Source organism: Sphingomonas sp. GW821-FHT03E12 (assembly GCF_059420685.1).
Genome location: NZ_JBWKUF010000002.1, coordinates 13,258 through 40,094, shown reverse-complemented (window position 1 = coordinate 40,094; position 26,837 = coordinate 13,258). Strand labels below are relative to the sequence as shown.

Genomic DNA, 26,837 nt, shown 5'->3' with positions numbered 1-26,837 from the left:
ACCCCGCCCCCGTCTAGCGCTTCTTGCCCTGATGCTTGATGTTCGCCGGGCGCCCGCGATGCTTGATCACCCGCTTGGGCGGCCCGCCGCGCCGCCGCTCCGGCCCCGATCCGCTGCCCTTGCCGTCGGGCAGTTCGAAGCGCAGGGCGCCCGACACCGGGTTCGCCTCCACCAGCCGCAGCGGCAGCCGCTGGCCCAGCGAGAATTCCTCGCCGGTCTCCTCGCCGACCAGCTTCTGCGCCGCCTCGTCATAGCGGAAATATTCGCGGCCCAGGTCGCGTGCCGGCACCAGCCCGTCGCCGCCGACGCCGTCGACCGTCGCGAAGAAGCCGAAGCTCTGCACCCCGGTGATCCGCGCTTCCATCACCTCGCCGACATGGGCGGAGAGATAGGCGGCGACATAGCGGTCGACCGTCTCGCGCTCGGCCTCCATCGCCCGCCGCTCGAGCTGGCTGATGACTTCGCCGGTCTTCGCCATCTCGGCATCGGTCGGCAGTTCCCCGCCCGGCCCGAGCTTGTTCGATTCGACCAGCGCGCGGTGCACCACCAGATCGGCATACCGCCGGATCGGCGAGGTGAAGTGCGCATAGCTGCCCAGCGCAAGGCCGAAATGCCCCGCATTTTGCGGGCCGTAATAGGCCTGGGTCTGGGTGCGCAGCACCTGGATCATCACCTCTTCGCGGAACTCGGCATCGGCCACGCGCGCGATGACATGGTTGAAGGTGCCGGGCTTGATCACCTGCCCCAGCGTGAACTCGACCTCCAGCGTCTTCAAATACTCCTTGAGCGCGGCCAGCTTCTCGCGGCTCGGCGGCTCATGGACGCGGTACATCACCGGCGCCTTGCGCGCTTCCAGCGCCTTGGCCGCCGCGACGTTCGCCGCGATCATGTAATCCTCGATCAGCTTGTGCGCATCCAACCGCTCGCGCGGCGCGACCGACAGGATTCGCCCCTTCTCGTCGAGCATGATCCGCCGCTCGGGAAGATCAAGGTCGAGCGGCTCGCGCTTCTCGCGCGCCTTGTTGAGCGCGCGCCAGCACGCCCAGAGCGGGCGCAGCGTGCTGTCGACCAGCTTGGGGTCGACACCGGCCAGCTCCTCCGCCGGCATCGCGCAGGGCGAGGAGGCGACATCGACCTTCTCCCCGGCCGCGTCGATCGCGGCCTGCGCGTCTTCATAGGCGATGTTCGCCGCCAGCCGCACCACGGCGCGGGTGAAGCGCCAGCCCTTGATCTCACCCCTGGCCGAAACCTGCAGGTGGCACGCCATGGCCGCGCGATCGACGTCCTGCTTCAGCGAGCACACGTCCGCCGACAGCACTTCGGGCAGCATCGGCACGACGCGATCCGGGAAGTACACCGAATTGCCCCGCTTCCGTGCCTCGCGGTCGAGCAGCGATCCAGGCCGGACGTAGAAGCTGACATCGGCAATCGCGACGATCGCCTTCCAACCACCCTCGTTCTTGGGATCGTCGTCGGGTGCCGCCCAGACCGCATCGTCATGGTCACGCGCATCGGACGGGTCGATCGCCACGATCGGGATGTGGCGCAGGTCTTCCCTGCCCTTCCCGAGGTCCTGCTTCGCGACCCGCTCGGCCTCGGCCAGCAATTCCTCCGAAAACACGTTCGGGATGCTGTGCTTGTGGATCGCGATCAGGCTGAAGCTGCGCGGCGCGAAGGGATCGCCCAGCACCTCGGTCACCTTGGCGAAGATGCGCGGGCCACGCCCGCTCTTCTCCGCCATCACCAGATCGCCCGGCTCGGCGCCGTTGCGCTCGGAGATGACGAAGCTGTTGCGCTCCTTCTTCTCCAGGCCGTGGAGGTAGAGCCGTCCGCCCTCCTCCTTGACCACGCCCAGCACGGCTTCCTCGCCTCGGGCGAGCTTCTTCATCGGATGCGCGATCAGGCCGTTCCCGGCCTCTTCGGTGCGCGCCAGGATGCGGTCGCCCACGGCCAGCGCACTATGCTTGCTCCGCTCGCGCACACGCAGTCGCGGCACGGGCACGCCTTCGGCTTCCCAGCGCTCGGGCACCGCCCAGACGGTATCGCCATCGGCGTCGGTGATCCGCAGCACCGTCACCTTGGGTACGCCGCCCATCTTGTGGAAGGCGCGGCCGGGCGCACTGTCGATCAGCCCTTCGTCGGCCATGTCGCGCAGCAGCGCCTTGAGCGTGATCTTCTCTTGCCCCGCCAGGCCAAAGGCGCGCGCAATCTCGCGCTTGCCTGCGGGCTGGTCGGAAGAGGTGATGAAATCGAGAATCTGTTGCCGCGTCGGCATGCCGGGCGCGGGCTTCTTTGCTTTGTTCTGTTTTGCCATTGGCCCTGAATATAGGGGCTGTCCGCCCGATTCCCAACCGAATAGGCTGGGGCGTGACCTACGACCTTCTCATCGCCGGCGGCGGCATCAACGGCTGCGCGATCGCGCGCGAGGCTTCGCTGCTCGGCCTGTCTGTGCTGCTGGTCGAGAAGGACGCCCTTGCCGCCCACACCTCCTCGGCCTCCAGCAAGCTGATCCATGGCGGGCTGCGCTACCTCGAAACCTATGAGTTCCGCCTGGTGCATGAGGCGCTGCGCGAGCGCGAACGGATGCTCGCCACCGCGCCGCACCTCATTCACCCGATGGCGTTCGTGCTGCCGCATGCGCACAGCGTCCGTCCCTGGTGGATGGTCCGTGCCGGGCTTTACCTCTACGATCTGCTCGGCCTCGGCTCGTCGCTGCCCCGCTCGCGGGCGCTGCGCCGCGACGATCCCCGCCTTGCCCCGATCGCGCATAACGTCGGCGGCTTCCTCTATTGGGACGCACAGGTCGACGACGCCGCTCTGGTCCGCGCCAACGCCGCCGACGCCATCGCCAATGGCGCGCAGATCGAGACCGGCATCGGCGTCACCGGTGCGGAGCGTGGCGGGGCGAGCTGGACCGTCTCCCTCAGCGATGGGCGTAGCGTCGAAGCACGCGCCATCGTCAACGCCACCGGGCCATGGGTGAAGGACTTTCTGAGCAGGATCCGGATCCAAAGCGACAGCGGGCTTCAGCTCATCAAGGGCAGCCACATCGTCGTGCCGCCGCTGTGGGAAGGCGACCAGGCCTATATCCTGCAACAGCCCGACCGCCGGATCGTGTTCGCGACGCCCTGGCGCGGCGGCACGATGATCGGCACCACCGACGTGCCGGTGACGCACCCGGGCGATGCAGGGATCACCCCGGAAGAGATCGACTATCTCTGCGCCGCCGCGAACCGCTATTTCAAGCACCGGATCACCGCTGACGACATCACCGCCACCTGGTCTGGCGTCCGGGCGCTCTACGACGACGGTGCGGGCGAGGCGCGCAAGGTCACGCGCGACTATGTGCTGGAGGCCGATACAAGCGGCGCGCCGGTCCTGTCGGTGTTCGGTGGCAAGATCACCACTGCGCGCGCGCTCGCCGAGCACGCCATGGCGAAGCTCGCCCCCACGCTGCACGTTACGGCGCGGCCAGTCACACGCGACCGCCCGCTGCCCTGACCTGCATTCGCGGCGCCCGCGAAACCCCCGTTTCGGAGCCTGTTCACGTTGCGCGCAGCGGACGCCGGGCCGAGCATCGCCGCCGCCGGTGGGGGCTTACAGGCACGCAGGAAACCGGCCCAAGGCCGTCTGCGCCCTTCCCGGCAGGCAACAGAGGGAAAGGAAGCAGAACATGCAGAAGATCGGCGCCTTCTACTTGCGGAACAATGGCGGGTTCGTGTGCGCGCCCGCAGCGAACTACATCGACGAGAACGGCAATTTCAACACATCCAGCAATGGCGGGCATATCGCGCTGGGCCAGGGGGTGATGTTCTCACCGGCCGATCATGGCGTCCCCGACGGCAGCACGATGCAGCTCTATATCTGGATCGAGGCGGGCAGCGACCGCACGGGATCGCCCTTCTTCGAATATGATTCCACGTCTAACCTGTACGCCGAATACGACATCACCGGCACGACGCTGAAGAGCGACGTCCATTTCGACGGCGTGAAGAGCAACTGATGCGTCCGGGCGGGGTACCGGCGGGTCGAGCCGCCGGTACCCCGCTCAGCCATAGGCGATCCAACGGCCCAGCGTTCCCGCCGCCAGCCACAGCGCGATCGACGCCAGCGCGACCGCCCGCGCGCCACCCGGCGGCCGGTCGCGCCACCCGGCGATATGCCGTCCCCAGCACAACCGGAACAGCATTGCATTGATCAGCGCCACCGCGATCAGCACCAATTTGGCGTGGAAGATGCCCGATCCCGCCAGCGAGCGCCCATCCGCCGCGAACAACAAAGTCCCGCTCGGCACCATGATCAGCAATCCGGTGATCGCCACCGGCGTGAGCGCGCGCGACAGCGGTTCGAGGGGCAGGCTGCGCCACAGCCCGGCAATGCGCAAATCGACGACGCCGATCCCGCCGACCAGCATCACCAGCCCGAGCAGATGGACGCTGTTCGCAACCGGATAGACGAGTCCGGAGCCACGCGCCCATGGGCCGATGCCGGCTGCATCGAGCCATCCGGCCGCCGCGAGAAGCACCCCCTCCAAGCCCGCGCCTCAGCGCAGCTCGACGGTCTTGCCGTTCACGGTGACCCGCTCGATCCGCATCTCCGCGGTGCCGTCGCGGCGCGCATAGCCGGTAAGGCCGATCTTCTTGCCCGGCGCCACCTCGGCCTGGGTCAGCCCGCGCGCCTCCATCCGCCCGGTCGGCGCCAGGACGATATCCCAGACCTTGCCCTTCCACCGCATCTTCGCGGTGCCGTGCGGATTGCCCCAGCTGAGCTGGGTGAAAGTCCCGTCGAGCGTGATCGGCTTGGTCTCGTCATAGGATGACCAGCCATGATGCGCGGCGGCCGGCAGCGCGATGGCGGCGGCCGCAGCAGCGAACAGCGTGAGCGTACGCATGGTTCATCTCCCGGTGTGGATGCGGGAAGATACACACGAACGCCCGCGCGGTTCAAATCACCCGCGCGGGTTCGATCAATAAGCCCGCGCCACCAGGATCCGCTCGACCGCAGGGCGGCCGGTGAAGATGCAGGTCCCGTCCGCCGGTGCCGCGTCGAGCGGCACGTTGCGGAAGGTGAGCTTGAGCGCCTTGATCCGCTCGACCGCCTTGTCCAGCTCTTCGCCGGTCGGCTTGGCCCACTGCACCTCGACCCAGCCCGGATATTTGTTGGGGCTCTCGAAATGGGCCTTGAGCGCGTCGAAACTGTCGACCCCGCGCACGATGTTGGCTTCCAGCTTGGCGCGCGCCTCCGCGTGCAACACGCCCTGGATCTCTTCCAGCAGCCCTGCCGCCTGCCCGACAAAATCGCCCTTGGCCAGGATCGCGCTGTCGAGCTTGCCGTCCTCGCGGTACAGCCGGTCGCGGCGGATCACCGAGACGTTGCCGCCCGCCATGTCGCGGCCGCCGACCTCGATCACCACCGGTGCGCCCTTCTTGACCCAGCCCCAGCGCTTGGTCGCCGCCTTTGACGCGCGGCTGTCGAGCAGCACGCGCACCCGCTCGCCGAACGCCGACTGCGCGGCCAGCTGCGCCTGCAGCTCCTTGCAATACTCCAGCAGCGCCGCGTCCTCGTCGCTGTCGCGCAGCATCGGCACGATCACCACCTGCCACGGCGCCAGCTGCGGCGGCACGCGCAGGCCGTCATCGTCGCCATGCGTCATGATCAGCCCGCCGATCATGCGCGTCGACATGCCCCAGCTGATCGTGTTGGCATGCTCGAACTCACCCGAAGCATTCTGGAATCGGATGTTCTGGGCGTGCGCGAAATTGGTGCCGAGGAAGTGGCTGGTGCCGGCCTGCAGCGCCTTGCCGTCCTGCATCATCGCTTCGATCGAATAGGTCGCGACCGCGCCGGGGAAGCGCTCATTCTCGGGCTTCTCGCCCGCGATCACCGGGATCGCCGCGACGTCCTCGGAAAAGCTGCGATACATCTCCAGCGCCTTGAGCGTCTCTTCCAGTGCCTGTTCGGGCGTCGCATAGGCGGCATGGCCTTCCTGCCACAGGAATTCGGTGGTGCGCAGGAACATGCGCGTGCGCATCTCCCAGCGTACGACGTTTGCCCATTGGTTGACCTGCACGGGCAGGTCGCGCCACGACTGGATCCAGCGCGAGAAAGCGGTGCCGATCACCGTCTCCGACGTCGGCCGCACGACCAGCGGCTCTTCCAGCTTCGCCTCGGGATCGGGCACCAGCCCGCCCTCGCCGTCGCCGATCAGCCGGTGGTGCGTGACCACCGCCATTTCCTTGGCGAAGCCTTCGACATGCTCCGCTTCCTTCTCGAAATAGGACAGCGGGATGAACAGCGGGAAGTACGCATTGTCATAGCCCGCGGCCTTGATCCGGTCGTCGAGCAGGCGCTGGATGCGCTCCCAGATGCCGTAGCCCCATGGCCGCATGACCATGCAGCCGCGCACCCCCGATTCCTCGGCCATATCGGCTTCCGAGATGACGGCCTGGTACCAGGCGGCGAAATCCGCTTCGCGGGTGAGGTTGAGTGCGTGCTTGATCATGGCGCGGCGGATAGCGCGTCGCGAACCGCGCGTCACCCCGCTTCGCGGCTTGCCCCCCGCGGCATGCGCTCCTAGGCGGGAGTGCATGTCATCGGATCGCATCATGCTCGGGCTCGGCCTGCGTCTGGTTGCGATCCTGATGCTCTCGACGATGGGCGCGCTGATCAAGCTGGTCGAGACGCACGGCGCGCATCTGGTCGAGATCATGTTGTTCCGCCAGTTCTTCGCCATCCCCTTCGTCCTTGCCTGGGTGATGATGGGGCCGGGCCTCGCCTCGCTGAAAACCCGGCATTTCGGACTGCATGTCAGCCGCTCGGCGGTGGGCCTCACCGGCATGGTGTTCAACTTCGGCGCGGTGCTGCTGCTCCCGCTCGCCGAAGCGACGACGTTCGGCTTCACCGTGCCGATCTTTGCCACGATCCTCGGTGCGCTGGTGCTCAAGGAACCGACCGGCTGGCACCGCTGGGGCGCCGTCCTTGCGGGGTTCATCGGCGTGCTGATCGTCACTCAGCCGGGCAGCAGCCACATTCCGCTCGGCGGCGCGCTGGTCGGGCTTACCGCTGCGCTGTTCGTCGCGATCGTCGCGATCCAGCTGCGGCAGATGGGCCGCACCGAAAGCCCGGCCACCACCGTCTTCTGGTTCTCGACCCTGTCGGTGCCGCCGCTCCTGATCGGCTATGCCTTCGTCGCCGCGCCGCACGACTGGCAGACCTTCGCGCTGCTGATCCTGATCGGCATCGTCGGCGGCGCCGCGCAGCTCGCGCTGACCGCCGCGCTGCGCTTCGCTCCGGTCTCGACCGTGGTGCCGATGGACTATTCCAGCCTGATCTGGGCGACGCTCTACGGCTATCTGCTGTTCGGCGCGCTGCCCGGCCCATGGACCTGGGTGGGCGCGCCGATCATCATCGCAAGCGGGCTCTACATTGTCTGGCGCGAGCGGCGGCGCGGCCTCGTCCGCGCCACGCCGGTGACTACGGCGGACGAGCCCGCGACCTAGCGGCGATAGACCAGCACGATATTGTTGGCAGGCATCTCGACCAGCCGCTCGAACGACACGCTGCGCGCGCCTGCAGCTGCGGTGACATCGGCCACGTCACGCAACCCCCATCGCGGATCGCGCGCCTTGAGCGACGCATCGAACGCTTCATTGGACGGCGCCGTCTCCACCTCCGCACGGCGATACGGCCCGTAGAGGATCAGCGGCGCACCCTCCGGCAACATCCTCGCCGCGCCGTCGAGCAACCCCAAAGTCGCTTCCCACGGGCTGATATGCACCATGTTGATGCACAGCAGCGCATCGGCGCGCTCGACCGGCCAGCCCGCCGCGGCCGCATCGATCGCCACCGGCGCGGCGACATTGCCCAGCCCCGCGCACCACGACGCGATCGAGGTCAGCGCCGACGGCTCGGGATCGCTCGGCTGCCAGCGGAGATCAGGAAACCGTTCCGCGAAAAAGGCGCAATGCTCCCCGCTCCCGCTCGCCACCTCCAGCACCAGTCCCGTTTCCGGCAGCACCTGCGCCAGCACCACCGCGATCGCCTCGCGGTTGCGCAAGGTCGCGGGGGCATGCTTGCGCGCCGCGCCTCTATCCTCGGCGGCGATCCAGGGCGTCGGGTCGGCCATCGTCAGTTCGCTGCGAACAGCTCGAGGAACTTGAGCGCCAACGGGCTCTTCTCGACCTCCGCCACCTGCGGACGATTACCCCAGTGCACGCCGTCGGTATTGCCCAGCACGACCAAAGTCAGCCCCTTGCCCGGCACCTTGAGCAACAGACCGGCATAGGCGTCGGGCCACCAGCCGCCATGCCAAACCACTTGCTGCCCGCGCCAGCTCTGCGTCCACCAGCCATAGGCATAGCCGGCGGGTTTGCTATCGGGATCGGTCGGCGGCGTCCACATGGTCTTGCGCAGCGCGGGTGACAGGATCCGCCCCTGATCGAGCGCCAGCGAATATTCCGCCAGGCTCCGCGCGCTGGCGATGATCCCGCTCGACGCGTTCATCTCGGGATTGGGCAGCGGCGTCGGCGCCAGGCTGTCCCACCCGTTCTTGCCGCTGGTGAAGGGCGGGGCGAGGTTGAGCAAGGCCGCACCGCCCTTGGGGTCGCGCCAGCCCGCGGCGATGTCCTTCAACCCCGCCTTGTCGAGCACATAGAGCCGCACCCAATGCTCCAGCGGCTTGCCGGTCTTTTCTTCCACCCAGTTGGCCAACCGCCCGAACACCACCGGATTATACATGAAGTTGCTGCCCGGCGTGCCCAGCACGCGCATCTGCAGCACCTGCCGCACGCTGATCTTCGCCGCGCAGTCGAGCTTGGGCGGGACATAGCCGTCCTCCAGCTTCACCCCGCCGCCGAACATGTTGCCGCTCTTGGTCAGCCGGTCGCACCGCGCCTTCCAGTCGGACAGCGTCGTGAAATCGTCGTCGAGGCGGATGATCTTGTCCGCGTCCATCTGCAGCAAGGTCGCGCCGGTGAAGGTCTTGGTGATCGACGCGACGAGATAGCTCGTATCCCCGGTCGTCCGCTCCTCGGCATCATGATCCTGCCAGCCGATCCCCTCGGCCGCAACGATCTTGCCGTCCTTGACGATGGCGTAGGACAGGCTGAGCACCGCGCGCTCCTTGCGGAACTCGGTCGCGAACGCCTTGAACTCGGCGAGCTTGGCCGCGTCGCCGGCGGGCTGTGCGTAGGATGGCGCCGCGAACAGCAGCGCGGCGAAGATCAGAACCCGGCGAATCATGCGACGTCCCCCTGTTTCGCCCCAGACTAGGCAAAACAGGGGGCTTGTCATCTCGCGGCTATTCCGCCGCTTCGGCCTGCGCCGGTTCCTTCCACACCAGCACCGGCTTGCGCGCGGCCTGGGTCTCGTCGAGGCGGCGGCGCGGCGCGAAGTGCGGCGCTGACTTGAGCGCAGCGTCGCCCGCCTTGGCCCGCTCGGCGACCGAACGGAACGCGCCGATGAACTGGTCCAGCGCGGCCTTGCTCTCGGTCTCGGTCGGCTCGACCAGCATCGCGCCGTGCACCACCAGCGGGAAATAGACCGTCATCGGGTGGAAGCCCTCGTCGATCAGCCCCTTGGCGACGTCGAGCGTCGAGAAGCCCTCGGGCAGTCCCTTGTCGCTGAAGATCGCCTCATGCATGCACGGCCCGCTCTTGGCGAAGGGCGCGTCGAGCACGTCTTCCAGCGCGCGCAGCACGTAATTGGCGTTGAGCACCGAATCCTCGGCGACCTGCTTCAGGCCATCCGCGCCGTGGCTGAGGATGTACGTCAGCGCGCGCGTGAACATGCCCATCTGGCCATGGAACGACACCATCCGGCCGAAGCTGTCGGCATGATGCTCACCCGCAGTCTCTTCCTCGATCAGCTCGAAGCGGTCGCCCTGCTTCTCGACGAACGGCAGCGGCGCATAGGGCGCCAGCGCCGCCGACAGCACCACCGGCCCCGAACCCGGCCCGCCGCCGCCATGCGGGGTCGAGAAGGTCTTGTGCAGGTTGATGTGCATCGCGTCGATGCCCAGGTCGCCGGGGCGGACCCGGCCGACGATCGCGTTGAAGTTGGCGCCGTCGCAATAGACGTATCCGCCCGCCGCGTGGACCGCATCGCTGATCGCCTTCATGTCCGGCTCGAACAGCCCGCAGGTGTTCGGGTTGGTGATCATCACCCCCGCCACGTCCGGCCCCAGCCGCGCCTTGAGCGCTTCCAGATCGACGCGCCCGGCCTCGGTCGCCGGAATATCCTCGACGGTGAAGCCCGCGAACGCCGCGGTCGCCGGGTTGGTGCCGTGCGCGCTCTCGGGCACCAGCAGCACCTTGCGCGCCTGCTCGCCCTTGGCGTCGAGCGCCGCACGGATCGCCAGCACGCCGCACAGCTCGCCATGCGCGCCCGCCTTGGGCGACATCGCGACCGAATGCATGCCGGTCAGCGTCGTCAGCCAGTGGGCGAGCTGGTGGATCACCTCGAACGCGCCCTGCACCGTGTCGACCGGCTGCAGCGGGTGGACGTCGGCGAAGCCGGGAAGCCGGGCCATCCGCTCGTTGAGGCGCGGATTGTGCTTCATCGTGCAGCTGCCGAGCGGGAACAGGCCCAGGTCGATCGCATAATTCTGGCGGGACAGGCGCGTGTAATGGCGCACCGCTTCCGGCTCGGACAGGCCGGGCAGGCCGATATCCTTGTTACGTGCAAGGCCGCCGATCCGCGACGCCGCCTTGGGCGCCTCGGCGAAATCGACGCCCGTGGTGTCGAGCGAGCCGATCTCGAAGATCAGCGCCTCGTCGAGCATCAGCGCGCGGTTGCCTGTAAAGGTCGCGCTGTCGCTGCGCTCGCCGGCATTCATCTCGGGGCGCCATCCGGACTGGTTGATGCTCATGCCAGCACCTCCTGAAGCGCGGCGGCAAGCGTCTCGACGTCCTCCGCGGTGGTGGTTTCGGTGACCGCGACGACCAGGCCATTGGCCAGTGCGTCCGCACCCGGATAGAGGCGGCCCAGCGACACGCCCGCAAGGATGCCCCTGTCGGCCAGCTCGCGCACGATCGGGCGCGCTTCCTTCGACAGCTTCAGCGTGAACTCGTTGAAGAAGGCCGGCGTCACCAGCTCGACCCCTGGCACCTTGGCCAGACGATCCGCCGCCGCGCTCGCGCCCGCATGGTTGAGCGCGGCAAGCTGCCGCAGCCCCTTCTCGCCCAGCAGGGTCATGTGGATCGACCAGGCGAGTGCGCACAGCACCGAGCTGGTGCAGATGTTCGACGTCGCCTTTTCGCGGCGGATATGCTGCTCGCGGGTCGACAGCGTCAGCACGAAGCCGCGCTTGCCCTCGGCATCGACCGTCTCGCCGGTGAGGCGGCCCGGCATCTGGCGAACGTATTTTTCCTTGCAGCCGAACAGGCCCACATAAGGGCCACCGAACTGCAGGCCGACGCCGATCGACTGGCCTTCGCCGACGACGATGTCCGCGCCCATCTCGCCCGGCGACTTGATCGCGCCCAGCGCCACCGGCTCGGTGACGACGGCAACCAGCAGCGCCTTCTTGGCCTGGCAGGCGGCGGCAAGGTCGGACAGGTCCGAAATGCGGCCGAGGATGTCGGGATACTGGACGACGACACACGAGGTCTCGTCGTCGATCATGCCGATGAGCTTGTCCGTATCCGGCTCGGCGGTCAGCTCGGGCAGCGCCGTCACCAGCTGGTCGCCGGTATATTTCGCCATCGTGTTGGCGACCGAGACATAATGCGGGTGCAGCCCGCCCGACAGGATCGCCTTGGCGCGCTTGGTGATGCGCCGCGCCATGCCGATCGCCTCCCAGCACGCGGTCGATCCGTCATACATCGACGCGTTGGCGACATCGGTGCCCAGCAGGCGCGCGACCTGCGTCTGGAACTCGAACATCACCTGCAGCGTGCCCTGCGCGATCTCGGGCTGGTACGGCGTGTAGGCGGTCAGGAACTCGCCGCGCTGGATGATGTGGTCGACGCTCGCCGGCACATGATGGCGATACGCGCCGCAACCGAGGAAGAAGGGCGCTTCCCCCGCCGACAGATTCTTGCGGGCCAGTGCGGTCATGTGCCGCTCGACCGCCAGTTCGCTGGCGTGCGGCGGCAGCCCCGCGATCGGGCCGCTCAAACGGGCGCTTTCGGGCACATCGACGAACAGATCGTCGATCGCCGCCGCGCCGACCGCGGCGAGCATCGCCTGCCGGTCGTTGGGAGTCAGGGGAAGATAGCGCAATTGAGTTCTCCGGCCGCTGGCCACTAACCAAAACCGTCACCCCGGCCTCGTGCCGGGGTCCACCGTGCCGCGCGGAACGCCCTTGAGCTTCTTGCCCATCGCCCGCGGCACCGTGGATGCCGGCACAGGGCCGGCATGACGGCGAAAATCAAAGCTTCGAGACGAAGTCCTGATACTTGCCCTCGTCCATCAGGCCGTCGAGCTCGCCGGTGTCGGACAGGGTCATCTTGAAGAACCAGCCCTCGCCCTCGGGGTCCTCGTTCACCAGCGCGGGCTCGTCGGCCAGCGCCGGGTTACCCTCGACGATCGTGCCCGAAACGGGGGCATAGACATCGCTCGCGGCCTTGACGCTCTCGACCACTGCGGCGTCGTCGCCCTTGCTCACCTGCTTGCCCTCATCGGGCACCTCGACGAACACGATGTCGCCGAGCTGGCTCTGCGCATAGTCGGTGATGCCGACGGTCGCGATCTCGCCGTCGAGTTCGATCCACTCATGATCTTCGGTGAAATAACGGCTCATTTGGGTCCTCCCTCACGGACGTAACGGTGAGCGACGAAGGGCATGGGGACCACTTCGCCATGATGAATCTTGCCGCGCTGGCTCAGCGTCACGCGGGTACCGACCTCAGCCATCGCGACCGGCACATAGGCCATCGCGATCGGCTTCTGCACGGTCGGGGCAAAGCCGCCGCTGGTGACGCGGCCGACCTCGTTGCCCTCATCATCGAGCACCAGCGCGCCTTCGCGCACCGGCTGGCGTCCTTCGACGATCAGGCCGACGCGGCGCTGGATCGCGCCCTGCTCGCGCTCAAGCAGGATGCGCTCGGCGCCCGGGAAATTGGCTTCCTCGCGCCGGCGCTTGCTCGCGACCGCGAAGTTCAGCGCCGCCATGATCGGCGTCGTGTCGGTGTCGAGGTCATGACCGTACAGCGGCAGATCCGCCTCGAGCCGCAGCGAATCGCGCGCGCCCAGACCGATCGGCTTCACTTCGGGCTGCGCGGTCAGCGCATCGGCCAGCGCCGCGGCCTTGTCCGCCTCGACCGAAATCTCGAACCCGTCCTCACCGGTATAGCCCGACCGGCTGATCCACAGGCTGGTGCCGTTCCAGTCGAACCGCCCGCCGCGCATGAAGATCAGCGCGTCGACGCCCGGCACAACGCGGCTCAGCGCATCGATCGCCTTCGGCCCCTGCAGCGCGAGCAGCGCATGCTCGTCCATGTGGTTGATCTCGATCTCGTCGGCCAGATGCTCGCGCAGATGGGCGATATCGTCCCATTTGCACGCGCCGTTGACGACCATGTACAGACCGTCTTCCCAGCGGGTGAACATCAGGTCGTCCAGGATTCCGCCATTCTCGGCGAGCAGCAGCGAATATTTCTGCCCGTTGACCTTCACGCCGGTGACATCGGCGGGGATCAGCGCCTCGAGCGCCGCGTCAAGCCCTTCGCCCGACAGGAACAGCTGGCCCATGTGCGAGACATCGAACAGGCCCGCACTCTCGCGGACCCACAGATGTTCGGCCATGATGCCTTCATACTGGACCGGCATCTCATAGCCCGCGAACGGCACCATCCGTCCGCCCTTGGCGCGGTGCCATGCGTCCAGAGGCAGCAGCGCCAGTTCCTCGGTGATTTCGGCTTCGGGGGCTTCTGCGGCGTCGCTCATGGTCCGGTCTCCAAAGGAATCGACGGAATCGCCGCAGGATGCGGCATCTTACCGTCGCCCCCTCTGTCACGGAACCTGAGAGCTTTCCCCCGGATCAGGTCCGGGGTTACCCCTTCGGTGGCCCGGACATTCGCCCGCGCGCTTTCCAGAGTGTCGTGGCCCCGCGCGGTCCTGGGTGCCTGAGAGATTCCGGGGCGGTTGCTCCTTCGGCGGGGGTGTTTGTTGCCCAAATCGGACCGCTGGCAAGCCAGCTACGATTTGGGTGCGCCCACCCCAACTCTCCCGCGCGTGCCTTCAACGGTTGCCCGCTGCTGACCCGTCCCATCTGCTGCGGCGGACCAAGCGAGTCAATCGCGATGTTGGTTTGTCCACGTGTTTGCGGTTCCAGCCCGCTCCCCCACCCGGCCACCCATCAAAGATACCCTGAAGTGGGTGGCCGGGTGGGGGAGTGTTGGGTCGGCCATGCCCCCGGCATGGCCTGAACAGCGCGGGGCGCTGTTCACCCGAACACTGGCTGGAACCGCGCGCCGCGCGAGCGGCGCCTGAAAACTCAGCGCGTCGCGTTGTACTTGAGCTGCTCGTCGGTCAGCTGGAAGCCGACCAGCGCCTCGAACGTCGCGCGCAGCACCGCCTGGCGCACTTCCGGCCGGGCGAGCGGATCGACCGCCGCGGTCTCGTCGCCCGCCTTGCGCTTGGCGAGGATCTGTTTGCGGATATCGTCCGGAAGCGTCGCGGCCGAACGCGATACGATCGCATAGCCGGTGCCCGTCGCCGACGCGCGGCTCTGGCCCTCGGCGAAGTTCAGCGTCACCTGCCCCAGCCGCTTCGACACGACCGAGCTGCCGCCCTGCACCACCGCGACATAATAAGGCAGCGTCACCTGACGCGCTTCGCTGCCGAAACGGCGGCTGCCCAGCACCTCGAAATTGATCGTCGTCTGGATGTTCTCGGCGGCGTCGTCACAGACCGAGGTGACGTTGGTCAGCACCGCCGTCACATCGATCGCATTGGCGTCGCGGCTGGTCGGCGAATTGAACAGGGTGACGTCCCCGGTATGCGCCGCCACGCCCACGCGCGGGCAGGCCGAACGGACCTGAGTGATGCCGCCTTCGGCGATGTCACCCGTTTTCGCGCAGCCCGCGAGTGCCAACATCGTCGTCGCGGCGAGAGCCAGATTGCGGATACGCAAGGGGGGACACCTTTCCTGAAACCTTGATACGGCCGCGCTTCGCTTAAGAAACCGGCGCGGCCCGTCATAGGAACCGCCTTTCGCCCGCGCAAGCAATCGCGTAGAGCCGCCTCGACATGAGCATTGCCGAAAAACCCGTCCTCGAGCTCCTGATCGCCGCGCCGCGCGGTTTCTGCGCGGGCGTCGATCGCGCGATCCAGATCGTCGAGCGCGCGATCGAAAAGCACGGCGCCCCGGTCTATGTCCGGCATGAGATCGTCCACAACCGGTTCGTCGTGGATTCGCTCAAGGCCAAGGGCGCGATCTTCGTCGACGAGCTGGATCAGGTGCCCGACGGCGTCCCGGTAGTCTTCTCCGCGCATGGCGTGCCCAAATCGGTTCCGGCCGAGGCGGAGGACCGCGGCCTCGCCTATCTCGATGCCACCTGCCCTTTGGTGTCCAAGGTCCATCGCCAGGCCGAACGGCTGGTCGCCGCCGACCGCCACATCCTCTTCATCGGCCATGCCCGGCACCCTGAGGTGATCGGCACCTTCGGTCAGGTGCCCGAGGGCAGCATGACGCTGATCGAGACCGAGGCGGATGCCGAAGCGGTCACGGTTGCCGATCCCGACAACCTCGCCTTCCTGACGCAAACCACGCTATCGGTGGACGATACCGCCGCGATCCTGTCGATCCTCCAGCGCCGCTTCCCCGGTATCGTCGCGCCGAAGGCCGACGATATCTGCTACGCGACCTCCAACCGCCAGGCCGCGGTGCGCGCGATCGCCCAGTCGTGCGATCTGGTGCTGGTGATCGGCGCGCCCAACTCGTCCAACTCGGTCCGGCTGGTCGAGGTGGCAGAGCGCGAGGGCACCGACGCCCGGCTGATCCAGCGTGCCGACGAGCTCGATTTCGACTGGCTGCGCGGCGTCGGCACGCTCGGCATCACGGCGGGCGCCTCCGCCCCGGAGCTGCTGGTGCGTGAGGTGGTCGACAAGCTCGCCACCCGCTTCGAGGTCAACGAGCGTCAGGTCGAGACGGCGCAGGAAACCATCATCTTCAAACTGCCCCGCGACCTCGAAGCGGCCTGACCGATGGCAGTCTACACGCAGGTCTCGGCGGAAGCGCTCGCCGGTTTTCTCGCACGCTATGACGTTGGCGAGCTGGTCTCGGCCAAGGGCATCGCCGAGGGGGTGGAGAACTCCAACTACCTCGTCGAGACGACGCGCGATCGTTTCATCCTGACGCTCTACGAGAAGCGCGTCGAAGCCGCCGACCTGCCCTATTTCATGGGCCTGCTCGATCACCTCGCCGCCAAGGGCCTGCCGGTGCCGCCCGCGATCAAGGATCGGAACGGCGTCGAGATTCAGGAGCTGAACGGCCGCCCGGCATGCCTGATCAAGTTCCTGTCGGGCGTCTCGCTCTCGCACCCCACCCCGGCCCAGGCCGAGGCAGCGGCGCGCGCGATGGCGGAGATGCACGCCGCGGTCGCCGATTTCGAACTCGACCGGCCCAACTCGATGGGCTTTGCCAGCTGGGAACCGCTCTTCGACAAATGCGGCCGCAGCTTGGATGAGATCGCGCCCGGTCTGTACGACGCTCTCGGCTTTGCGATCGAGGACGTGACCAGCGACTGGTGGACCGAGCCGTTCGATCAATGCGCGATCCATGCCGACCTCTTCCCCGACAATGTCCTGATGCGCGGCGATCAGGTGACGGGTCTGATCGACTTCTATTTCGCCTGCACCGACATCCGGGTCTACGATCTGGCCGTCATGCACAGCGCATGGAGCTTCGACGCGCATGGCCGCAACTACGATGCCGCGATCGGCGACGCCCTGATCCGCGGCTATGAAAGCCGCTTCCCGCTCACCGATTTCGAGCGCGGCAAGTTCACTATGCTCGCCAGCGGCGCCTGCATCCGCTTCGCGCTCTCCCGCGCATGGGACTGGCTCAACACCCCGGCCGACGCGCTGGTAATGCGCAAGGACCCGCTCGCCTATGTCCGCAGGCTCAAGCACTATGATCCGGCACTGGTGAAGCACGTCGCATGACCGAAGAAATGCCGCTGGTCGAAATCGCCACCGATGGCGCGTGCAAGGGCAATCCCGGCCGCGGCGGCTGGGGCGTGCTACTGCGCATGGGTAGCACAGAGAAGGAACTGTCGGGCAGCGAAGCGCACACGACCAACAACCGCATGGAGCTGATGGCGGCGATCCAGGGCCTCAACGCGCTCAAGAAGCCGTGCCGGGTCAAGCTGTCGACCGACAGCCGCTACGTCATGGACGGCCTGACCAAATGGATCAAAGGCTGGCAGCGCAACGGCTGGAAGACCGCCGACAAGAAGCCCGTCAAGAACGCCGATCTGTGGCAGCAGCTGCTCGACGCGGCCAAGCCGCACCGGATCGAATGGGTCTGGGTCAAGGGCCATGCCGGCCACCCCGACAACGAACGCGCCGATACGCTGGCGAGTGATGCCGCACTGCGGGCCTAGAGGTCCGCTCCGCCGGCACCCGATTCCGGAATCCGCCTGCGCTGCGCTCCGCACTCGTCCGCCAGAAAGTCGAGCAACGCCCGCACCGAGGGAAGCAGCCCGCGCCGCGACGGGAAGACGGCATGGACGATCTCGTTCGCCGGCCGCCAGTCCGGTAACACCGTAGCCAGCCGCCCGCTCTGAAGATCGTCCCACACGACCAGAGTCGGAAGCCGGACCGCACCGGCACCCGCGATCGCGGCGGCGCGCAATGCCGCCATGTCGTCGGTCACCAGCCGCGGCTGGTGACGCACCTCGGCCACGCTGCCATCGGTATGGATCAAGCGCCAGCGATGCTCGCCTCCAGCCGGACCGAAATCCAGGCTGGGCAAGCCGGCAAGATCGGCGGGCAGCGCGATGCTGCGGGTCCGCAATAGCTCGGGCGCCGCGACGATCCGGATCGTGCGCTCGTCGAAGCGGCGCATCACCAGCTCGCTCTCGGTGAGCGGCGGCGGGCGGACGCGGATTGCAAGATCGAATCCTTCGCCGATCACGTCGACGCGGCGGTTGGTGCTTTCGACATGCAGCTCGACTTCGGGGTGAAGCGCCATGAAGCGCCCGAACAGCTCCCCGAACTGGAACGCGATCAGGCCGGTGGGACAACTCAGCCGGATGACGCCGCGGGGCGTCGCGCGGGACTGATCGATCGCCATCTGCGCGGCCTCGGCCTCGACCAGCATGGCGACGCAGTGGCGGTAATATTCGCGGCCGATCTCGGTGACGGAGAAGCGGCGGGTCGATCGCTGGATCAGCCTGACGCCCAGCCGCTCCTCGAGCAGTCCGATGCGCCGGCTGAGCTTCGACTTCTGCATCCCCAGCGCCCGCGCCGCCGCGGCGAAACCGCCATGATCGACCGCCTGGACGAAGAGATAGAGGTCGTTGAGATCCTGCATCGTCCTATTTCTAGGACGCTGAGTCCGTTTTCACAATCTTCTGCGCTGATTGTCTCATGATTATTGTGTTCTCCAACAGGCGCACTCCCCTCGGAGGGCGCAGGAGAGACACCATGAAGACGATCCTCGGCACCTACAGCAACCCGAACCAGCATTGGGTCGGCGATGGCTTTCCGGTCCGCTCGCTCTTCTCGTACAACAGCCTCGGCGGCCAGGTGAGCCCCTTCCTGCTGCTCGACTATGCGGGCCCGTATAATTTCGCGCCGACCACCGACCGGCGCGGCGTCGGCCAGCATCCGCATCGCGGGTTCGAGACGGTCACGATCGTCTATGACGGTGAGGTCGAGCACAAGGATTCGGCCGGCAACGGCGGCATCATCGGCCCCGGCGACGTCCAGTGGATGACCGCCGCAGGCGGGATCCTGCACGAGGAGTATCACTCCCCGGCGTTCGGCAAGACCGGCGGCCCGTTCCGCATGGTCCAGCTCTGGGTCAACCTGCCTGCGAAGGACAAGATGGCACCGGGCGGATATCAGGGCATCACCGCGGCGGACATCCCGACCGTCGAGTTGCCCGGCGGCACTGGCCTTGCCCGGGTGATCGCAGGCGAACTGCTCGGCGCGAAGGGACCTGCACGGACCTTCACCCCGATCAACGTCTGGGACGTGCGCCTCAACCGCGACGCCGACCTGACGCTCGACCTGCCCGAGGGGCACACCGCGATGCTCGTGGTGCTCGGCGGCCATGTCACCGTCAACGGCAGCGAGGGCGTGCGCGAGGCGGAGATGCTGCTGCTCAGCCGCGAGGGCGACGGCGTCGCGATCCATGCGGACGGCGATGCAATGATCCTCGTCCTCACCGGCGAGCCGATCGACGAGCCGATCGCGGGCTACGGCCCGTTCGTGATGAACACCGAAGCGGAGATCCGTCAGGCGATCGACGACTTCAACAGCGGCAGGTTCGCCGCGGCCTGACGCGGACCCGGCTCCCCTCTTTCCCCCTCAGGGAGCCGGGTCCCCCTTTCCCTGGACGGCTTGGCGTCCGGCCGTCGCAGCCCCCTCCACAGGACGCAACATGAAAGGAACAGTCATGGCCAGCGAGGCTATCCGCGATCCGCTGACGGATCATCTGTTGACACCGCAGAATTCGGCGTTCGTCATCATCGACTATCAACCGGTTCAGGTGAACTCGATCGCCTCGATGGACCGCCAGCTGCTGGTCAACAACATCGTCGGCACCGCCAAGGCGGCGGTCGCCTACGGCCTGCCGATCGTCCACTCGACCGTGAACGTCGAAACCGGCCTCAATCACCCGCCGATCCCGCAGGTCCGCAAGGTGCTGGCCGATTATCCCACCTATGACCGCACCACGATCAACAGCTGGGAAGACGTCGAATTCCGCAAGGCGGTCGAGGCCACCGGCCGCAAGAAGCTGATCATGACCGCGCTGTGGACCGAGGCGTGCCTCACCTTCCCCGCGCTCGACGCGCTGGCGGCAGGCTATGAGGTCTATGTCCCGGTCGATGCCGTCGGCGGCACCTCGCTCGCCGCGCATGATGCGGCGCTGCGCCGCATCGAACAGGCGGGCGGCAAGATGATCTCGGTGCCCCAGCTCTTCTGCGAACTCCAGCGCGACTGGAAGCGCAGCGAGACCGTCCCTGCCTTCATGAACCTGTTCATCGAGACGGGCGGCACTGCCGGAATCCAGTTCTCGTACGACAAGGCCGATTGACCTGCCTCGCCCGCCGGCGCGCGACCATCGCCCCGGCGGGCAACCCCAAGCTCAAGGAAATTACCCCATGTCCGCCCCCGCAAACTTCGATGGCGCCCGTCCCGTGATCGACCCCGATGACGCCGTCATGCTGCTGATCGATCATCAGAGCGGTCTGTTCCAGACCGTCGCCGACATGCCGATGCCCGTGCTGCGCAACCATGCCGCCGCACTCGCCCGGATGGCGACGCTCGCCGGCATCCCGGTCATCACCACCGCATCGGTGCCGCAGGGGCCGAACGGCCCGCTCATCCCCGAGATCCACGAGAACGCCCCGCACGCCACCTATGTCGCGCGCAAGGGTGAGATCAACGCGTGGGACAATCCCGACTTCGTCGCCGCGGTGCGCGAGACCGGTCGCAAGACCCTGATCATCGCCGGCACGATCACCAGCGTCTGCATGGCCTTTCCCTCGATCAGCGCGGTGCAGGACGGCTACCGGGTGTTCGCGGTGGTCGATGCCTCAGGCACCTATTCGAAGATGGCGCAGGAGATCACGCTGGCGCGGATCGTCCAGACCGGTGTCGTTCCGATGGATACCGCCGCCGTTGCATCGGAAATCCAGAAGAGCTGGCATCGCGACGATGCCGCCGACTGGGCGCAAGTCTATACGAAGATCTTCCCGCCCTATCAGCTGCTGATCGAAAGCTACGCCAAGGCGCAGCAGGTCGCGACCGAGCATGAACTGCTCGATTCACAGCGCGACTGAGGCAAGCTGCATAGAAGAACCGCTCCGGAAGGCATAGCTTCCGGAGCGGTCATTCCACTGACTGAGAAGTCAATCGAGCGAAAACCCGGTCAGCCTTCCTCGACCGGCGCACCCGGGCCGTTCTTCAGGATCGACTCGATCGCGTTCTTCGCCGAAGCCTTGCTGGTATAGCCTTCGGTCCAGAAGATGATTTCGCTGTTGTATTTGAACTTGGCGACATACTCGCCAGCCTTGTTCTGCTCGATCACGAACTTGTGCGCCATACGGGCCTCCATCGTTGCGGCATCCGAACGATAGTCATTCCGCGCGGTACGTCTAGCCGCGGAATCGCCGGATCGAATAGGTGGCTGGGTCGATATGCGCGATCGCCGGATCGGGCGCGGTGCCGAGCAGCATCGATGCTGCCAGTGCCGACGCTGCGGGGGAGGTCTGGATACCGAATCCGCCCTGCCCCGCGCACCAGAAGAAACCGGGCACTTCCGGATCGAAACCATAGACCGGCTTGCGGTCCGGCGCGAAGCTGCGCAGCCCCGCCCATTTCCGCTCGACCGCCTCGATCCGCCAGTCGACCGCGCTCTGCAGCTTGTCGATCGCGATCGCGACGTCGAGTTCATCGGGTGCCGCATCGCACGGCGCGCTCGGAATCTCGTCATGCGGAGAGAGCCAGAGCCGCCCCGCCTCGGGCTTGAAGTAGAAGCGGTCGCGCGCGTCGGTCACCAACGGCAGCGCCGCCGTCGCCGGCGGATCGACGCGCAGCTGCACCATCGTGCGGAGCAGCGGCGTGATCCCGATCGCCGAGGCACCCGCCAGCTGCGCCACCGGATCGGCCCAGGCGCCTGCCGCGTTGACCAGAACATCGCCCTCGAACACGCCGGCACGGGTCTCGACTCGCCAATGCTGGTCGCGCTTCGCGCCGGTCACATTGGCGGAACACACCAGCTCCGCTCCGCCGCGCCGCGCCAAGGCAAGCCAGGCCGCGTGCAACCGCGCGACGTCGATATCGGAACAAGTCGGGTCCCACAGTCCCTCGGTCCATTCGGGGCGCAGGCCGGGACAGCGCGTCGCCGGGTCCGTTTCGGTGAGCGTCACCCCTGCCGCCGCGAACGCCTCTGCAAACCCGTCCAGCACATGCCGGTCGGCGCGCGTCGCGATGAACAGCTGCCCGCGTGGTGTCAGGAAGCTCTCACCGCCCATCTCAGCAGGCGGATCAAGCAGGAACGGGTGCGATGCAATCGACAGCGGCTGGATATCCGGCCCGCCATAGGTTTCGGACCAGAAGGCGGCCGAACGGCCGGTCGCGTGATAGCCCGGCTGCGTCTCCGCCTCGATCATCAGCACGCGCGCATGGGGAGCAACCCGCGCGGCAAGGCTGGCGCCGGCAATCCCTGCGCCGATGATCACGACGTCATACCGGCTCATTTCTTCGGCGCTCTAGGGTCCAAACCCGGCCATGACGTGGGCATGACAGAGGCAAAGGAGCGCTCCGGCGAGGCGGTCGCGAAGACAGGTAGCGGGGCTACCTGACGAGCGGCCAACGAAGTCCGGGGCGCTCCTTTGCCCTGCCCCTGCGGGGTGGCGATCTGCAGGCCCGTGGCTGCGTCGCAGCGCCTCGTCGGGCCAACCGGCCCGCCTTCGTCCCTGCTCCTAGCCACGAACTTGCAGATCGCCATCATGCTCCACGTCATGGCCGGGCTTGGACCCTCGCCTCCAGAAAGCCGTCGATCTCGCTGATGGCGCGGTTGCGCACGGAATCGACCTCCCGCAAAATCTCGTGCGCGCTTTCCTTGCCGAAGCGCACGACGCGCGCATCGGGGAGTTTGGCGAGCGTGGCAAGCCCCGCTTTCGCATCGACCAGCCCGTCCGCCTCTGCGACCAGCGCGAGCAGCGGCACGTCCATCGCAGCCAGCGCCGGGCTGTCGCGCAGTTCACGGGTCGATCGGAACCCCTCGATCAGCCATTTCCAGCTGGGCGGGCCGGTGACATTGGCCGGATTGGCCTTCTGCCACCACAATTCGTCCTGATAGCGGTCGCGGTCATGGGTCAGCAGCGACTGGCGCGACTCGATCGTATAGGGCCGCTCATTGTCCTTCCACGCGGCACGTGCCGGGTTGCCGAGGCCGCCCATGAAGCGCGCGAACCGCTCGCCGACCGAGGCGAGGCCGAGCGGCGATTTGAGACCCAGCATCGGCGCGACCAGCACCGCCGCATCGGGCTTGATCGCCCGCTCGGCCAGCGCGCGCAGCACCAGATGCCCGCCCATCGAATGCCCCATCACGACATGCGGCCCGGGGGTCGATGCCTGCCACTCGCGGGCAAAGCTGCGGTAATCGGCGATATAGTCGGCGAAGTCCCGGATATGGCCGCTGGTCGCGCCGTCGATCCGGCCCGATCCGCTCTGCCCGCGCCAGTCGAACCAGCTGATGTTCCAGCCCTGGGCGTGCCAGTGCGCCAGCGTCTCGAGATACTTCTCGACGACATCCCCGCGCCCGCCCTGGAACAGGATCGACCCTCGCGGGGTGCCCTCTGCCGGCCAGTCGAACCGGCGCAGCGGCCAGCCGTCCTCGGCATGCCAGACCCCGATTGCAGCCCCAGCCGGAATCGCCCGGCGATCGAATGGTGAAGACGCCATTTGGGCTGGTTACGTTTTGGAAAGCCCGCTCGTCTAGGCATTAGTGGAAATGGGGGCGGTTGCATCTTTGATTCTGCTGGCCGTGCTGGGCCTGCTTCTCGTCTCCGCCGGGATCGAGGACGCGCGCAAGCGTGAGATCGCCAACTGGAAGAATGGCGCCATCGCCCTGCTTGCAGTGCCGTGGTGGATCGCGAACGGCCTGTCCTTCTGGCCGGACATCGTCATCCAGATCGGCATCGCGCTGGCGGTCTTCGCGCTGTTCGCAGCGGCCTTTCACTTCGGGATGATGGGCGGGGGCGACGTCAAGATGATCGGCGCGCTCGCTCTTTGGTTCCCGTTCCAGCCGCTGGTGACGATGCTGATCATCATGTCGCTCGCGGGCGGCGCCATCACCTTGCTGATGCTGATCGACAAATGGCTGCGGCGCCAGACCGCCCAGCCGGAGGTGCCGTACGGCATCGCGATCGCCATCGCAGCACTGCTCACAATTCGCGAACCGATTCTTAACCAGTTCTCGTGAATGATTAACGCCGGTGAAACCCGGTCCTGAAGACTGAAAGGCCTGATACGTCATGGATGGACGGAAGATCATTTTGCTGGTGGGCGCGCTGATCATCGCCGCCGTCACCGCATTCATGGCCCGGACCCTGATGGTCGGGACCCCTGCCCCCGTTGCCGATGCGGCGCCCAATGCCGGCGGCCCGCCCCCGATCCAGGGGGTCGAGGTGCTGGTCGCGACCAAGGCGCTGCCGGTCGGCACGATCCTGGGGCCGGAATCGATCAAGTTCGTTCCCTGGCCCGAAGAGCTGGTCGAGGGTGCCTATTACCGCAAGGCGGATACCGATCTCAAAGCGCTGCAGGGCACCGTGGTCCGCTTCGCGGTCCCGGCCGGCCAGCCGATCACGCAAGGCGGCCTGGTCAAGCCCGGCGACCGCGGCTTCCTCGCCGCGGCGCTCGGCCCGGGCATGCGCGCCGTGACGGTGCCGGTTTCGGCCCAGAGCGCGGTCGCCGGCTTCGTCTTCCCGGGCGACCGGGTCGATCTGCTGCTGACCCAGACCGTGCCCGGCGGCGGCGACGGCCCGCCGCTCAAGGCATCGGAGACGGTGCTGCGCAACCTGCGCGTGCTCGCCACCGACCAGAAGACCGACAAGCAGACCGACGAGAGCGGCAACACCGTCGTCACCACCTATTCGACCGTCACGGTCGAAGCGACGCCGCGCATCGCCGAGAAGATCGCGGTCGCGCAGACCCTGGGCTCGCTGTCGCTGTCGCTGCGCTCGATCGCCGACAATAACGGCGAACTCGAGGAAGCGATCGCGGCCGGTGACGTTTCGGTGCCCGAGGGCAATGACCCGAAGGCGGAGAAGGCGATGCTCGCCCGCGTGGCCGCACGCCCCGTGGAAGGCCGTTCGACCTTCTCGACCGGTGCCGACGTGTCGCGCTTCCAGCGCAGCTCCGTGCCCGGACGCCCGGTGGAGCGCGGCGTGGCCGCATCCGGAGGGGCCTATCCCGGCGCCGCGCCGAAGGGCGAAGGGCCGGTCGTCAAAATTGCTCGGGGCAATAACGTTACCATTGTCCCGGTTGGGGGGAAGAACTGAGATGCGTTTGAGGGGGAAGCTTGGAGCGCCGCTCGCGCTGGCCGCCGTGGCGGGAATGACCGCCGCCGTGCCGATGCCGGCCATCGGCCAGACCGTTCACGCCGCACCGCGCGAAATGGTCCAGATCGCGACCGGCCGGGGACGGATGGTCACGCTCAACACGCCGATGTCGGACATCTTCGTCGCCAATTCGGAAATTGCCGACGTCCAGGTCCGCTCGCCCACCCAACTCTGGGTGTTCGGCAAGAAGGCCGGCGAGACGACGCTCTATGCCACGACCAAGTCGGGCAAGGTGGTCTATTCGGCGACGGTCCGCATCGGCAACAATTTCGACACCGTCGATTCGATGCTGGCGATGGCGATGCCCGAAGCCGATATCGTCGCGACGCCGATGAACGGCTTCGTGCTGCTCACCGGTACGGTCGCGACGCCCGGCGACGTCGCCGAAGCCGAGCGGCTGGCGCAGGCCTTTGTCGGCGAAGAGACCAAGATCATCTCGCGCCTGCGGACTGCGACCCCGCTTCAGGTCAACCTTCAGGTCCGCTTCGCCGAGGTCAGCCGCAGCTTCGTCAAGAATATCGGCGTCAACTTTGCCACCAAGGATTCGACCGGCGGCTTCCTCTTCGGTCTCGGCCAGGGCCGCGCTCCGGGAGCCTTCACCGCCGCGGACCTCAGCAAATTCCCGGTCGCGACACTCCCGGTGCCGGGCGGCGGCTCGGTTACGGGGCCTTATGATCCGTCGACCGGGAAGTTCCTGAACCCCCGTGCCACCGGCATCACCGACATCACCCGCGGATCGGACCATGCGACCATGGGCCTGGCCGGACGACTGCTCGGTCTCGATGTGCTCGCCGCGATCGATCTGGGCGAGACGATCGGCCAGGTGACGACGCTCGCCACCCCGAACCTCACCGCGCTTTCGGGCGAGACCGCCAGCTTCCTGGCGGGCGGTGAAATCCCGATCCCGGTGGCCCAGGGTCTCGGCACCACCACGGTCGAATTCAAGCAATATGGCGTCAGCCTTGCCTTCACCCCGACGGTGCTGGCGGATGGCCGCATCTCGCTGCGCGTCCGGCCGGAGGTTTCACAGCTTTCGTCATCGGGTGCGGTTCAGCTCAACGGCGTCACCATTCCCGCGCTGACCACGCGCCGCAGCGAGACCACGGTCGAGCTCGGTTCCGGCCAGAGCATGGTGATCGGCGGCCTGCTGCAGAACGCGCACAACAACAGCATCTCGAAGACGCCGGGCCTCGGCGACATGCCGATCCTCGGAACGCTGTTCCGCTCGAACGGCTTCCAGCGCAACGAGACCGAGCTGATGATCGTCATCACCCCCTATCTGGTGAAGCCGGTCAACGCGAACGAGATCGCGCTGCCCACCGACGGCTACAAGTCGCCCGGCGACATCGAGCGCGTCCTGTTCGGCCAGCTGAGCGGCAGCGACAAGACCAAGGACCGGCCCAAGCCGACCATGGCCGCACCGGCAGGCGCCGTACCCTCGCTCGGCGCCATGACGCCGGCGGTACCGGCCGCCCCGCAGCCCCAGGACCAGCAGCCCAAGGCGGTGCCGAACGCGCGCGACTCGAAGAAGAAGAAGGACGACGGCGCGGCTCCGGGCTTCGGCTTCTGACGCGCGGTTGAGGAGACAGA

General features: G+C 67.1%; 27 protein-coding genes and 1 riboswitch. Of the genes, 12 read left to right on the top strand and 15 right to left on the bottom strand.

Features of this window, described 5'->3' with window-relative positions; all coding sequences use genetic code 11:
- Positions 1 to 13 precede the first annotated feature (13 nt).
- Positions 14 to 2,314 (bottom strand): ribonuclease R, encoded by a 2,301-nt coding sequence (gene rnr / locus AC07TU_RS05585; RefSeq protein ID WP_495186933.1) that lies wholly within the window; start codon positions 2,312 to 2,314, stop codon positions 14 to 16.
- Positions 2,315 to 2,367: 53 nt separating this feature from the next.
- Here rnr and glpD point away from each other — a divergent pair, with 53 nt between their 5' ends.
- The gene (gene glpD, locus AC07TU_RS05580; protein ID WP_495186932.1) at positions 2,368 to 3,501 is read left to right on the top strand and encodes a glycerol-3-phosphate dehydrogenase; all 1,134 of its coding nucleotides are present in this window, start codon (positions 2,368 to 2,370) and stop codon (positions 3,499 to 3,501) included.
- A gap of 172 nt (positions 3,502 to 3,673) precedes the next feature.
- On the top strand, positions 3,674 to 4,003 hold the full coding sequence (locus tag AC07TU_RS05575) for a hypothetical protein (protein WP_495186931.1): 330 nt from the start codon (positions 3,674 to 3,676) through the stop codon (positions 4,001 to 4,003).
- Between the two features lie 45 nt (positions 4,004 to 4,048).
- On the opposite strand, the gene AC07TU_RS05570 is transcribed toward AC07TU_RS05575, so the two are convergent.
- The 3 genes from AC07TU_RS05570 to AC07TU_RS05560 form a co-directional block, all read right to left on the bottom strand.
- Positions 4,049 to 4,525: a DUF6644 family protein gene (locus tag AC07TU_RS05570; protein ID WP_495187662.1), complete on the bottom strand. Its 477-nt coding sequence runs from the start codon at positions 4,523 to 4,525 to the stop codon at positions 4,049 to 4,051.
- A gap of 18 nt (positions 4,526 to 4,543) precedes the next feature.
- Positions 4,544 to 4,891 (bottom strand): DUF6152 family protein, encoded by a 348-nt coding sequence (locus tag AC07TU_RS05565; protein WP_495186930.1) that lies wholly within the window; start codon positions 4,889 to 4,891, stop codon positions 4,544 to 4,546.
- Between the two features lie 75 nt (positions 4,892 to 4,966).
- Complete coding sequence (locus tag AC07TU_RS05560; RefSeq protein ID WP_495186929.1) at positions 4,967 to 6,502, bottom strand: aminoacyl--tRNA ligase-related protein; 1,536 nt, start codon at positions 6,500 to 6,502, stop codon at positions 4,967 to 4,969.
- 85 nt (positions 6,503 to 6,587) lie between these two features.
- Between AC07TU_RS05560 and AC07TU_RS05555 the strand changes: the two genes are divergently transcribed.
- A complete protein-coding gene (locus tag AC07TU_RS05555) occupies positions 6,588 to 7,499 on the top strand; it encodes a DMT family transporter (protein WP_495186928.1) in 912 nt (303 codons plus the stop codon).
- Here AC07TU_RS05555 and AC07TU_RS05550 read toward each other — a convergent pair.
- The 7 genes from AC07TU_RS05550 to AC07TU_RS05520 form a co-directional block, all read right to left on the bottom strand.
- Positions 7,496 to 8,125 (bottom strand): DUF938 domain-containing protein, encoded by a 630-nt coding sequence (locus AC07TU_RS05550; RefSeq protein ID WP_495186927.1) that lies wholly within the window; start codon positions 8,123 to 8,125, stop codon positions 7,496 to 7,498. The two genes, AC07TU_RS05555 and AC07TU_RS05550, sit on opposite strands and share 4 nt — an antisense overlap.
- 2 nt (positions 8,126 to 8,127) lie before the next feature.
- The gene (locus AC07TU_RS05545) at positions 8,128 to 9,240 is read right to left on the bottom strand and encodes a serine hydrolase domain-containing protein (RefSeq protein WP_495186926.1); all 1,113 of its coding nucleotides are present in this window, start codon (positions 9,238 to 9,240) and stop codon (positions 8,128 to 8,130) included.
- Positions 9,241 to 9,298: 58 nt separating this feature from the next.
- Positions 9,299 to 10,867 (bottom strand): aminomethyl-transferring glycine dehydrogenase subunit GcvPB, encoded by a 1,569-nt coding sequence (gene gcvPB / locus AC07TU_RS05540; RefSeq protein WP_495186925.1) that lies wholly within the window; start codon positions 10,865 to 10,867, stop codon positions 9,299 to 9,301.
- Positions 10,864 to 12,222 (bottom strand): aminomethyl-transferring glycine dehydrogenase subunit GcvPA, encoded by a 1,359-nt coding sequence (gcvPA, locus tag AC07TU_RS05535; RefSeq protein WP_495186924.1) that lies wholly within the window; start codon positions 12,220 to 12,222, stop codon positions 10,864 to 10,866. Before gcvPA ends, gcvPB begins: the two co-directional genes overlap by 4 nt.
- Positions 12,223 to 12,370: 148 nt before the next feature.
- Positions 12,371 to 12,742 (bottom strand): glycine cleavage system protein GcvH, encoded by a 372-nt coding sequence (gene gcvH / locus AC07TU_RS05530; protein WP_495186923.1) that lies wholly within the window; start codon positions 12,740 to 12,742, stop codon positions 12,371 to 12,373.
- Complete coding sequence (gene gcvT, locus AC07TU_RS05525; protein ID WP_495186922.1) at positions 12,739 to 13,887, bottom strand: glycine cleavage system aminomethyltransferase GcvT; 1,149 nt, start codon at positions 13,885 to 13,887, stop codon at positions 12,739 to 12,741. The genes gcvH and gcvT overlap by 4 nt, the downstream gene beginning before the upstream one ends.
- 156 nt (positions 13,888 to 14,043) lie before the next feature.
- Positions 14,044 to 14,182, bottom strand: a riboswitch (glycine riboswitch).
- A gap of 255 nt (positions 14,183 to 14,437) precedes the next feature.
- Positions 14,438 to 15,076, bottom strand: coding sequence for a hypothetical protein (locus AC07TU_RS05520; protein ID WP_495186921.1), 639 nt, complete (start codon positions 15,074 to 15,076; stop codon positions 14,438 to 14,440).
- Between the two features lie 116 nt (positions 15,077 to 15,192).
- Here AC07TU_RS05520 and ispH point away from each other — a divergent pair, with 116 nt between their 5' ends.
- The 3 genes from ispH to rnhA are packed head-to-tail and all read left to right on the top strand — an operon-like array spanning position 15,193 to position 17,549.
- The gene (ispH, locus tag AC07TU_RS05515; protein ID WP_495186920.1) at positions 15,193 to 16,146 is read left to right on the top strand and encodes a 4-hydroxy-3-methylbut-2-enyl diphosphate reductase; all 954 of its coding nucleotides are present in this window, start codon (positions 15,193 to 15,195) and stop codon (positions 16,144 to 16,146) included.
- A gap of 3 nt (positions 16,147 to 16,149) precedes the next feature.
- Positions 16,150 to 17,109, top strand: coding sequence for a homoserine kinase (gene thrB / locus AC07TU_RS05510; RefSeq protein ID WP_495186919.1), 960 nt, complete (start codon positions 16,150 to 16,152; stop codon positions 17,107 to 17,109).
- Positions 17,106 to 17,549, top strand: a complete 444-nt coding sequence (gene rnhA / locus AC07TU_RS05505) for a ribonuclease HI (protein ID WP_495186918.1) — start codon at positions 17,106 to 17,108, stop codon at positions 17,547 to 17,549. The genes thrB and rnhA overlap by 4 nt, the downstream gene beginning before the upstream one ends.
- Here the strand turns inward: rnhA and AC07TU_RS05500 are convergent.
- The gene (locus AC07TU_RS05500) at positions 17,546 to 18,481 is read right to left on the bottom strand and encodes a LysR substrate-binding domain-containing protein (protein WP_495186917.1); all 936 of its coding nucleotides are present in this window, start codon (positions 18,479 to 18,481) and stop codon (positions 17,546 to 17,548) included. The genes rnhA and AC07TU_RS05500 overlap by 4 nt on opposite strands.
- Positions 18,482 to 18,594: 113 nt before the next feature.
- Between AC07TU_RS05500 and AC07TU_RS05495 the strand changes: the two genes are divergently transcribed.
- The 3 genes from AC07TU_RS05495 to AC07TU_RS05485 all read left to right on the top strand — a co-directional run bounded on the left by AC07TU_RS05495 (position 18,595) and on the right by AC07TU_RS05485 (position 20,960).
- Entirely contained in the window at positions 18,595 to 19,455 is an 861-nt protein-coding gene (locus tag AC07TU_RS05495) for a pirin family protein (RefSeq protein ID WP_495186916.1), read from the top strand.
- A 115-nt stretch (positions 19,456 to 19,570) separates the two neighbouring features.
- A complete protein-coding gene (locus AC07TU_RS05490; protein ID WP_495186915.1) occupies positions 19,571 to 20,212 on the top strand; it encodes a hydrolase in 642 nt (213 codons plus the stop codon).
- 67 nt (positions 20,213 to 20,279) lie between these two features.
- Positions 20,280 to 20,960 carry a hydrolase gene (locus tag AC07TU_RS05485; RefSeq protein WP_495186914.1) on the top strand — a complete coding sequence of 227 codons (681 nt, stop codon included), beginning with the start codon at positions 20,280 to 20,282 and terminating at the stop codon, positions 20,958 to 20,960.
- 89 nt (positions 20,961 to 21,049) lie between these two features.
- On the opposite strand, the gene AC07TU_RS05480 is transcribed toward AC07TU_RS05485, so the two are convergent.
- The 3 genes from AC07TU_RS05480 to AC07TU_RS05470 all read right to left on the bottom strand — a co-directional run bounded on the left by AC07TU_RS05480 (position 21,050) and on the right by AC07TU_RS05470 (position 23,589).
- A complete protein-coding gene (locus tag AC07TU_RS05480) occupies positions 21,050 to 21,223 on the bottom strand; it encodes a YegP family protein (RefSeq protein ID WP_075153369.1) in 174 nt (57 codons plus the stop codon).
- Between the two features lie 52 nt (positions 21,224 to 21,275).
- Positions 21,276 to 22,379, bottom strand: a complete 1,104-nt coding sequence (locus AC07TU_RS05475) for an NAD(P)/FAD-dependent oxidoreductase (protein ID WP_495186913.1) — start codon at positions 22,377 to 22,379, stop codon at positions 21,276 to 21,278.
- 262 nt (positions 22,380 to 22,641) lie between these two features.
- Positions 22,642 to 23,589 carry an alpha/beta fold hydrolase gene (locus AC07TU_RS05470; RefSeq protein ID WP_495186912.1) on the bottom strand — a complete coding sequence of 316 codons (948 nt, stop codon included), beginning with the start codon at positions 23,587 to 23,589 and terminating at the stop codon, positions 22,642 to 22,644.
- A gap of 49 nt (positions 23,590 to 23,638) precedes the next feature.
- Between AC07TU_RS05470 and AC07TU_RS05465 the strand changes: the two genes are divergently transcribed.
- The 3 genes from AC07TU_RS05465 to AC07TU_RS05455 are packed head-to-tail and all read left to right on the top strand — an operon-like array spanning position 23,639 to position 26,817.
- Positions 23,639 to 24,109 carry an A24 family peptidase gene (locus AC07TU_RS05465; RefSeq protein ID WP_495186911.1) on the top strand — a complete coding sequence of 157 codons (471 nt, stop codon included), beginning with the start codon at positions 23,639 to 23,641 and terminating at the stop codon, positions 24,107 to 24,109.
- Between the two features lie 52 nt (positions 24,110 to 24,161).
- The gene (gene cpaB, locus AC07TU_RS05460; protein WP_495186910.1) at positions 24,162 to 25,187 is read left to right on the top strand and encodes a Flp pilus assembly protein CpaB; all 1,026 of its coding nucleotides are present in this window, start codon (positions 24,162 to 24,164) and stop codon (positions 25,185 to 25,187) included.
- Position 25,188: 1 nt separating this feature from the next.
- Entirely contained in the window at positions 25,189 to 26,817 is a 1,629-nt protein-coding gene (locus tag AC07TU_RS05455; RefSeq protein WP_495186909.1) for a type II and III secretion system protein family protein, read from the top strand.
- Positions 26,818 to 26,837: the final 20 nt, after the last annotated feature.

What these genes read in the sequence shown, in the direction of transcription:
- ispH (WP_495186920.1), top strand. Translation starts at nt 15,193, where the DNA reads ATGAGCATTGCCGAAAAACCCGTCCTCGAGCTCCTGATCGCCGCGCCG.
- AC07TU_RS05485 (WP_495186914.1), top strand. Translation starts at nt 20,280, where the DNA reads ATGTCCGCCCCCGCAAACTTCGATGGCGCCCGTCCCGTGATCGACCCC.
- rnr (WP_495186933.1), bottom strand. Translation starts at nt 2,314, where the DNA reads ATGGCAAAACAGAACAAAGCAAAGAAGCCCGCGCCCGGCATGCCGACG.
- AC07TU_RS05565 (WP_495186930.1), bottom strand. Translation starts at nt 4,891, where the DNA reads ATGCGTACGCTCACGCTGTTCGCTGCTGCGGCCGCCGCCATCGCGCTG.
- AC07TU_RS05480 (WP_075153369.1), bottom strand. Translation starts at nt 21,223, where the DNA reads ATGGCGCACAAGTTCGTGATCGAGCAGAACAAGGCTGGCGAGTATGTC.
- gcvPB (WP_495186925.1), bottom strand. Translation starts at nt 10,867, where the DNA reads ATGAGCATCAACCAGTCCGGATGGCGCCCCGAGATGAATGCCGGCGAG.
- rnhA (WP_495186918.1), top strand. Translation starts at nt 17,106, where the DNA reads ATGACCGAAGAAATGCCGCTGGTCGAAATCGCCACCGATGGCGCGTGC.
- gcvH (WP_495186923.1), bottom strand. Translation starts at nt 12,742, where the DNA reads ATGAGCCGTTATTTCACCGAAGATCATGAGTGGATCGAACTCGACGGC.
- AC07TU_RS05495 (WP_495186916.1), top strand. Translation starts at nt 18,595, where the DNA reads ATGAAGACGATCCTCGGCACCTACAGCAACCCGAACCAGCATTGGGTC.
- thrB (WP_495186919.1), top strand. Translation starts at nt 16,150, where the DNA reads ATGGCAGTCTACACGCAGGTCTCGGCGGAAGCGCTCGCCGGTTTTCTC.
- AC07TU_RS05475 (WP_495186913.1), bottom strand. Translation starts at nt 22,379, where the DNA reads ATGAGCCGGTATGACGTCGTGATCATCGGCGCAGGGATTGCCGGCGCC.
- AC07TU_RS05470 (WP_495186912.1), bottom strand. Translation starts at nt 23,589, where the DNA reads ATGGCGTCTTCACCATTCGATCGCCGGGCGATTCCGGCTGGGGCTGCA.
- AC07TU_RS05490 (WP_495186915.1), top strand. Translation starts at nt 19,571, where the DNA reads ATGGCCAGCGAGGCTATCCGCGATCCGCTGACGGATCATCTGTTGACA.
- AC07TU_RS05575 (WP_495186931.1), top strand. Translation starts at nt 3,674, where the DNA reads ATGCAGAAGATCGGCGCCTTCTACTTGCGGAACAATGGCGGGTTCGTG.
- AC07TU_RS05455 (WP_495186909.1), top strand. Translation starts at nt 25,189, where the DNA reads ATGCGTTTGAGGGGGAAGCTTGGAGCGCCGCTCGCGCTGGCCGCCGTG.
- AC07TU_RS05550 (WP_495186927.1), bottom strand. Translation starts at nt 8,125, where the DNA reads ATGGCCGACCCGACGCCCTGGATCGCCGCCGAGGATAGAGGCGCGGCG.
- gcvT (WP_495186922.1), bottom strand. Translation starts at nt 13,887, where the DNA reads ATGAGCGACGCCGCAGAAGCCCCCGAAGCCGAAATCACCGAGGAACTG.
- AC07TU_RS05465 (WP_495186911.1), top strand. Translation starts at nt 23,639, where the DNA reads ATGGGGGCGGTTGCATCTTTGATTCTGCTGGCCGTGCTGGGCCTGCTT.
- AC07TU_RS05555 (WP_495186928.1), top strand. Translation starts at nt 6,588, where the DNA reads ATGTCATCGGATCGCATCATGCTCGGGCTCGGCCTGCGTCTGGTTGCG.
- AC07TU_RS05545 (WP_495186926.1), bottom strand. Translation starts at nt 9,240, where the DNA reads ATGATTCGCCGGGTTCTGATCTTCGCCGCGCTGCTGTTCGCGGCGCCA.
- cpaB (WP_495186910.1), top strand. Translation starts at nt 24,162, where the DNA reads ATGGATGGACGGAAGATCATTTTGCTGGTGGGCGCGCTGATCATCGCC.
- AC07TU_RS05560 (WP_495186929.1), bottom strand. Translation starts at nt 6,502, where the DNA reads ATGATCAAGCACGCACTCAACCTCACCCGCGAAGCGGATTTCGCCGCC.
- AC07TU_RS05500 (WP_495186917.1), bottom strand. Translation starts at nt 18,481, where the DNA reads ATGCAGGATCTCAACGACCTCTATCTCTTCGTCCAGGCGGTCGATCAT.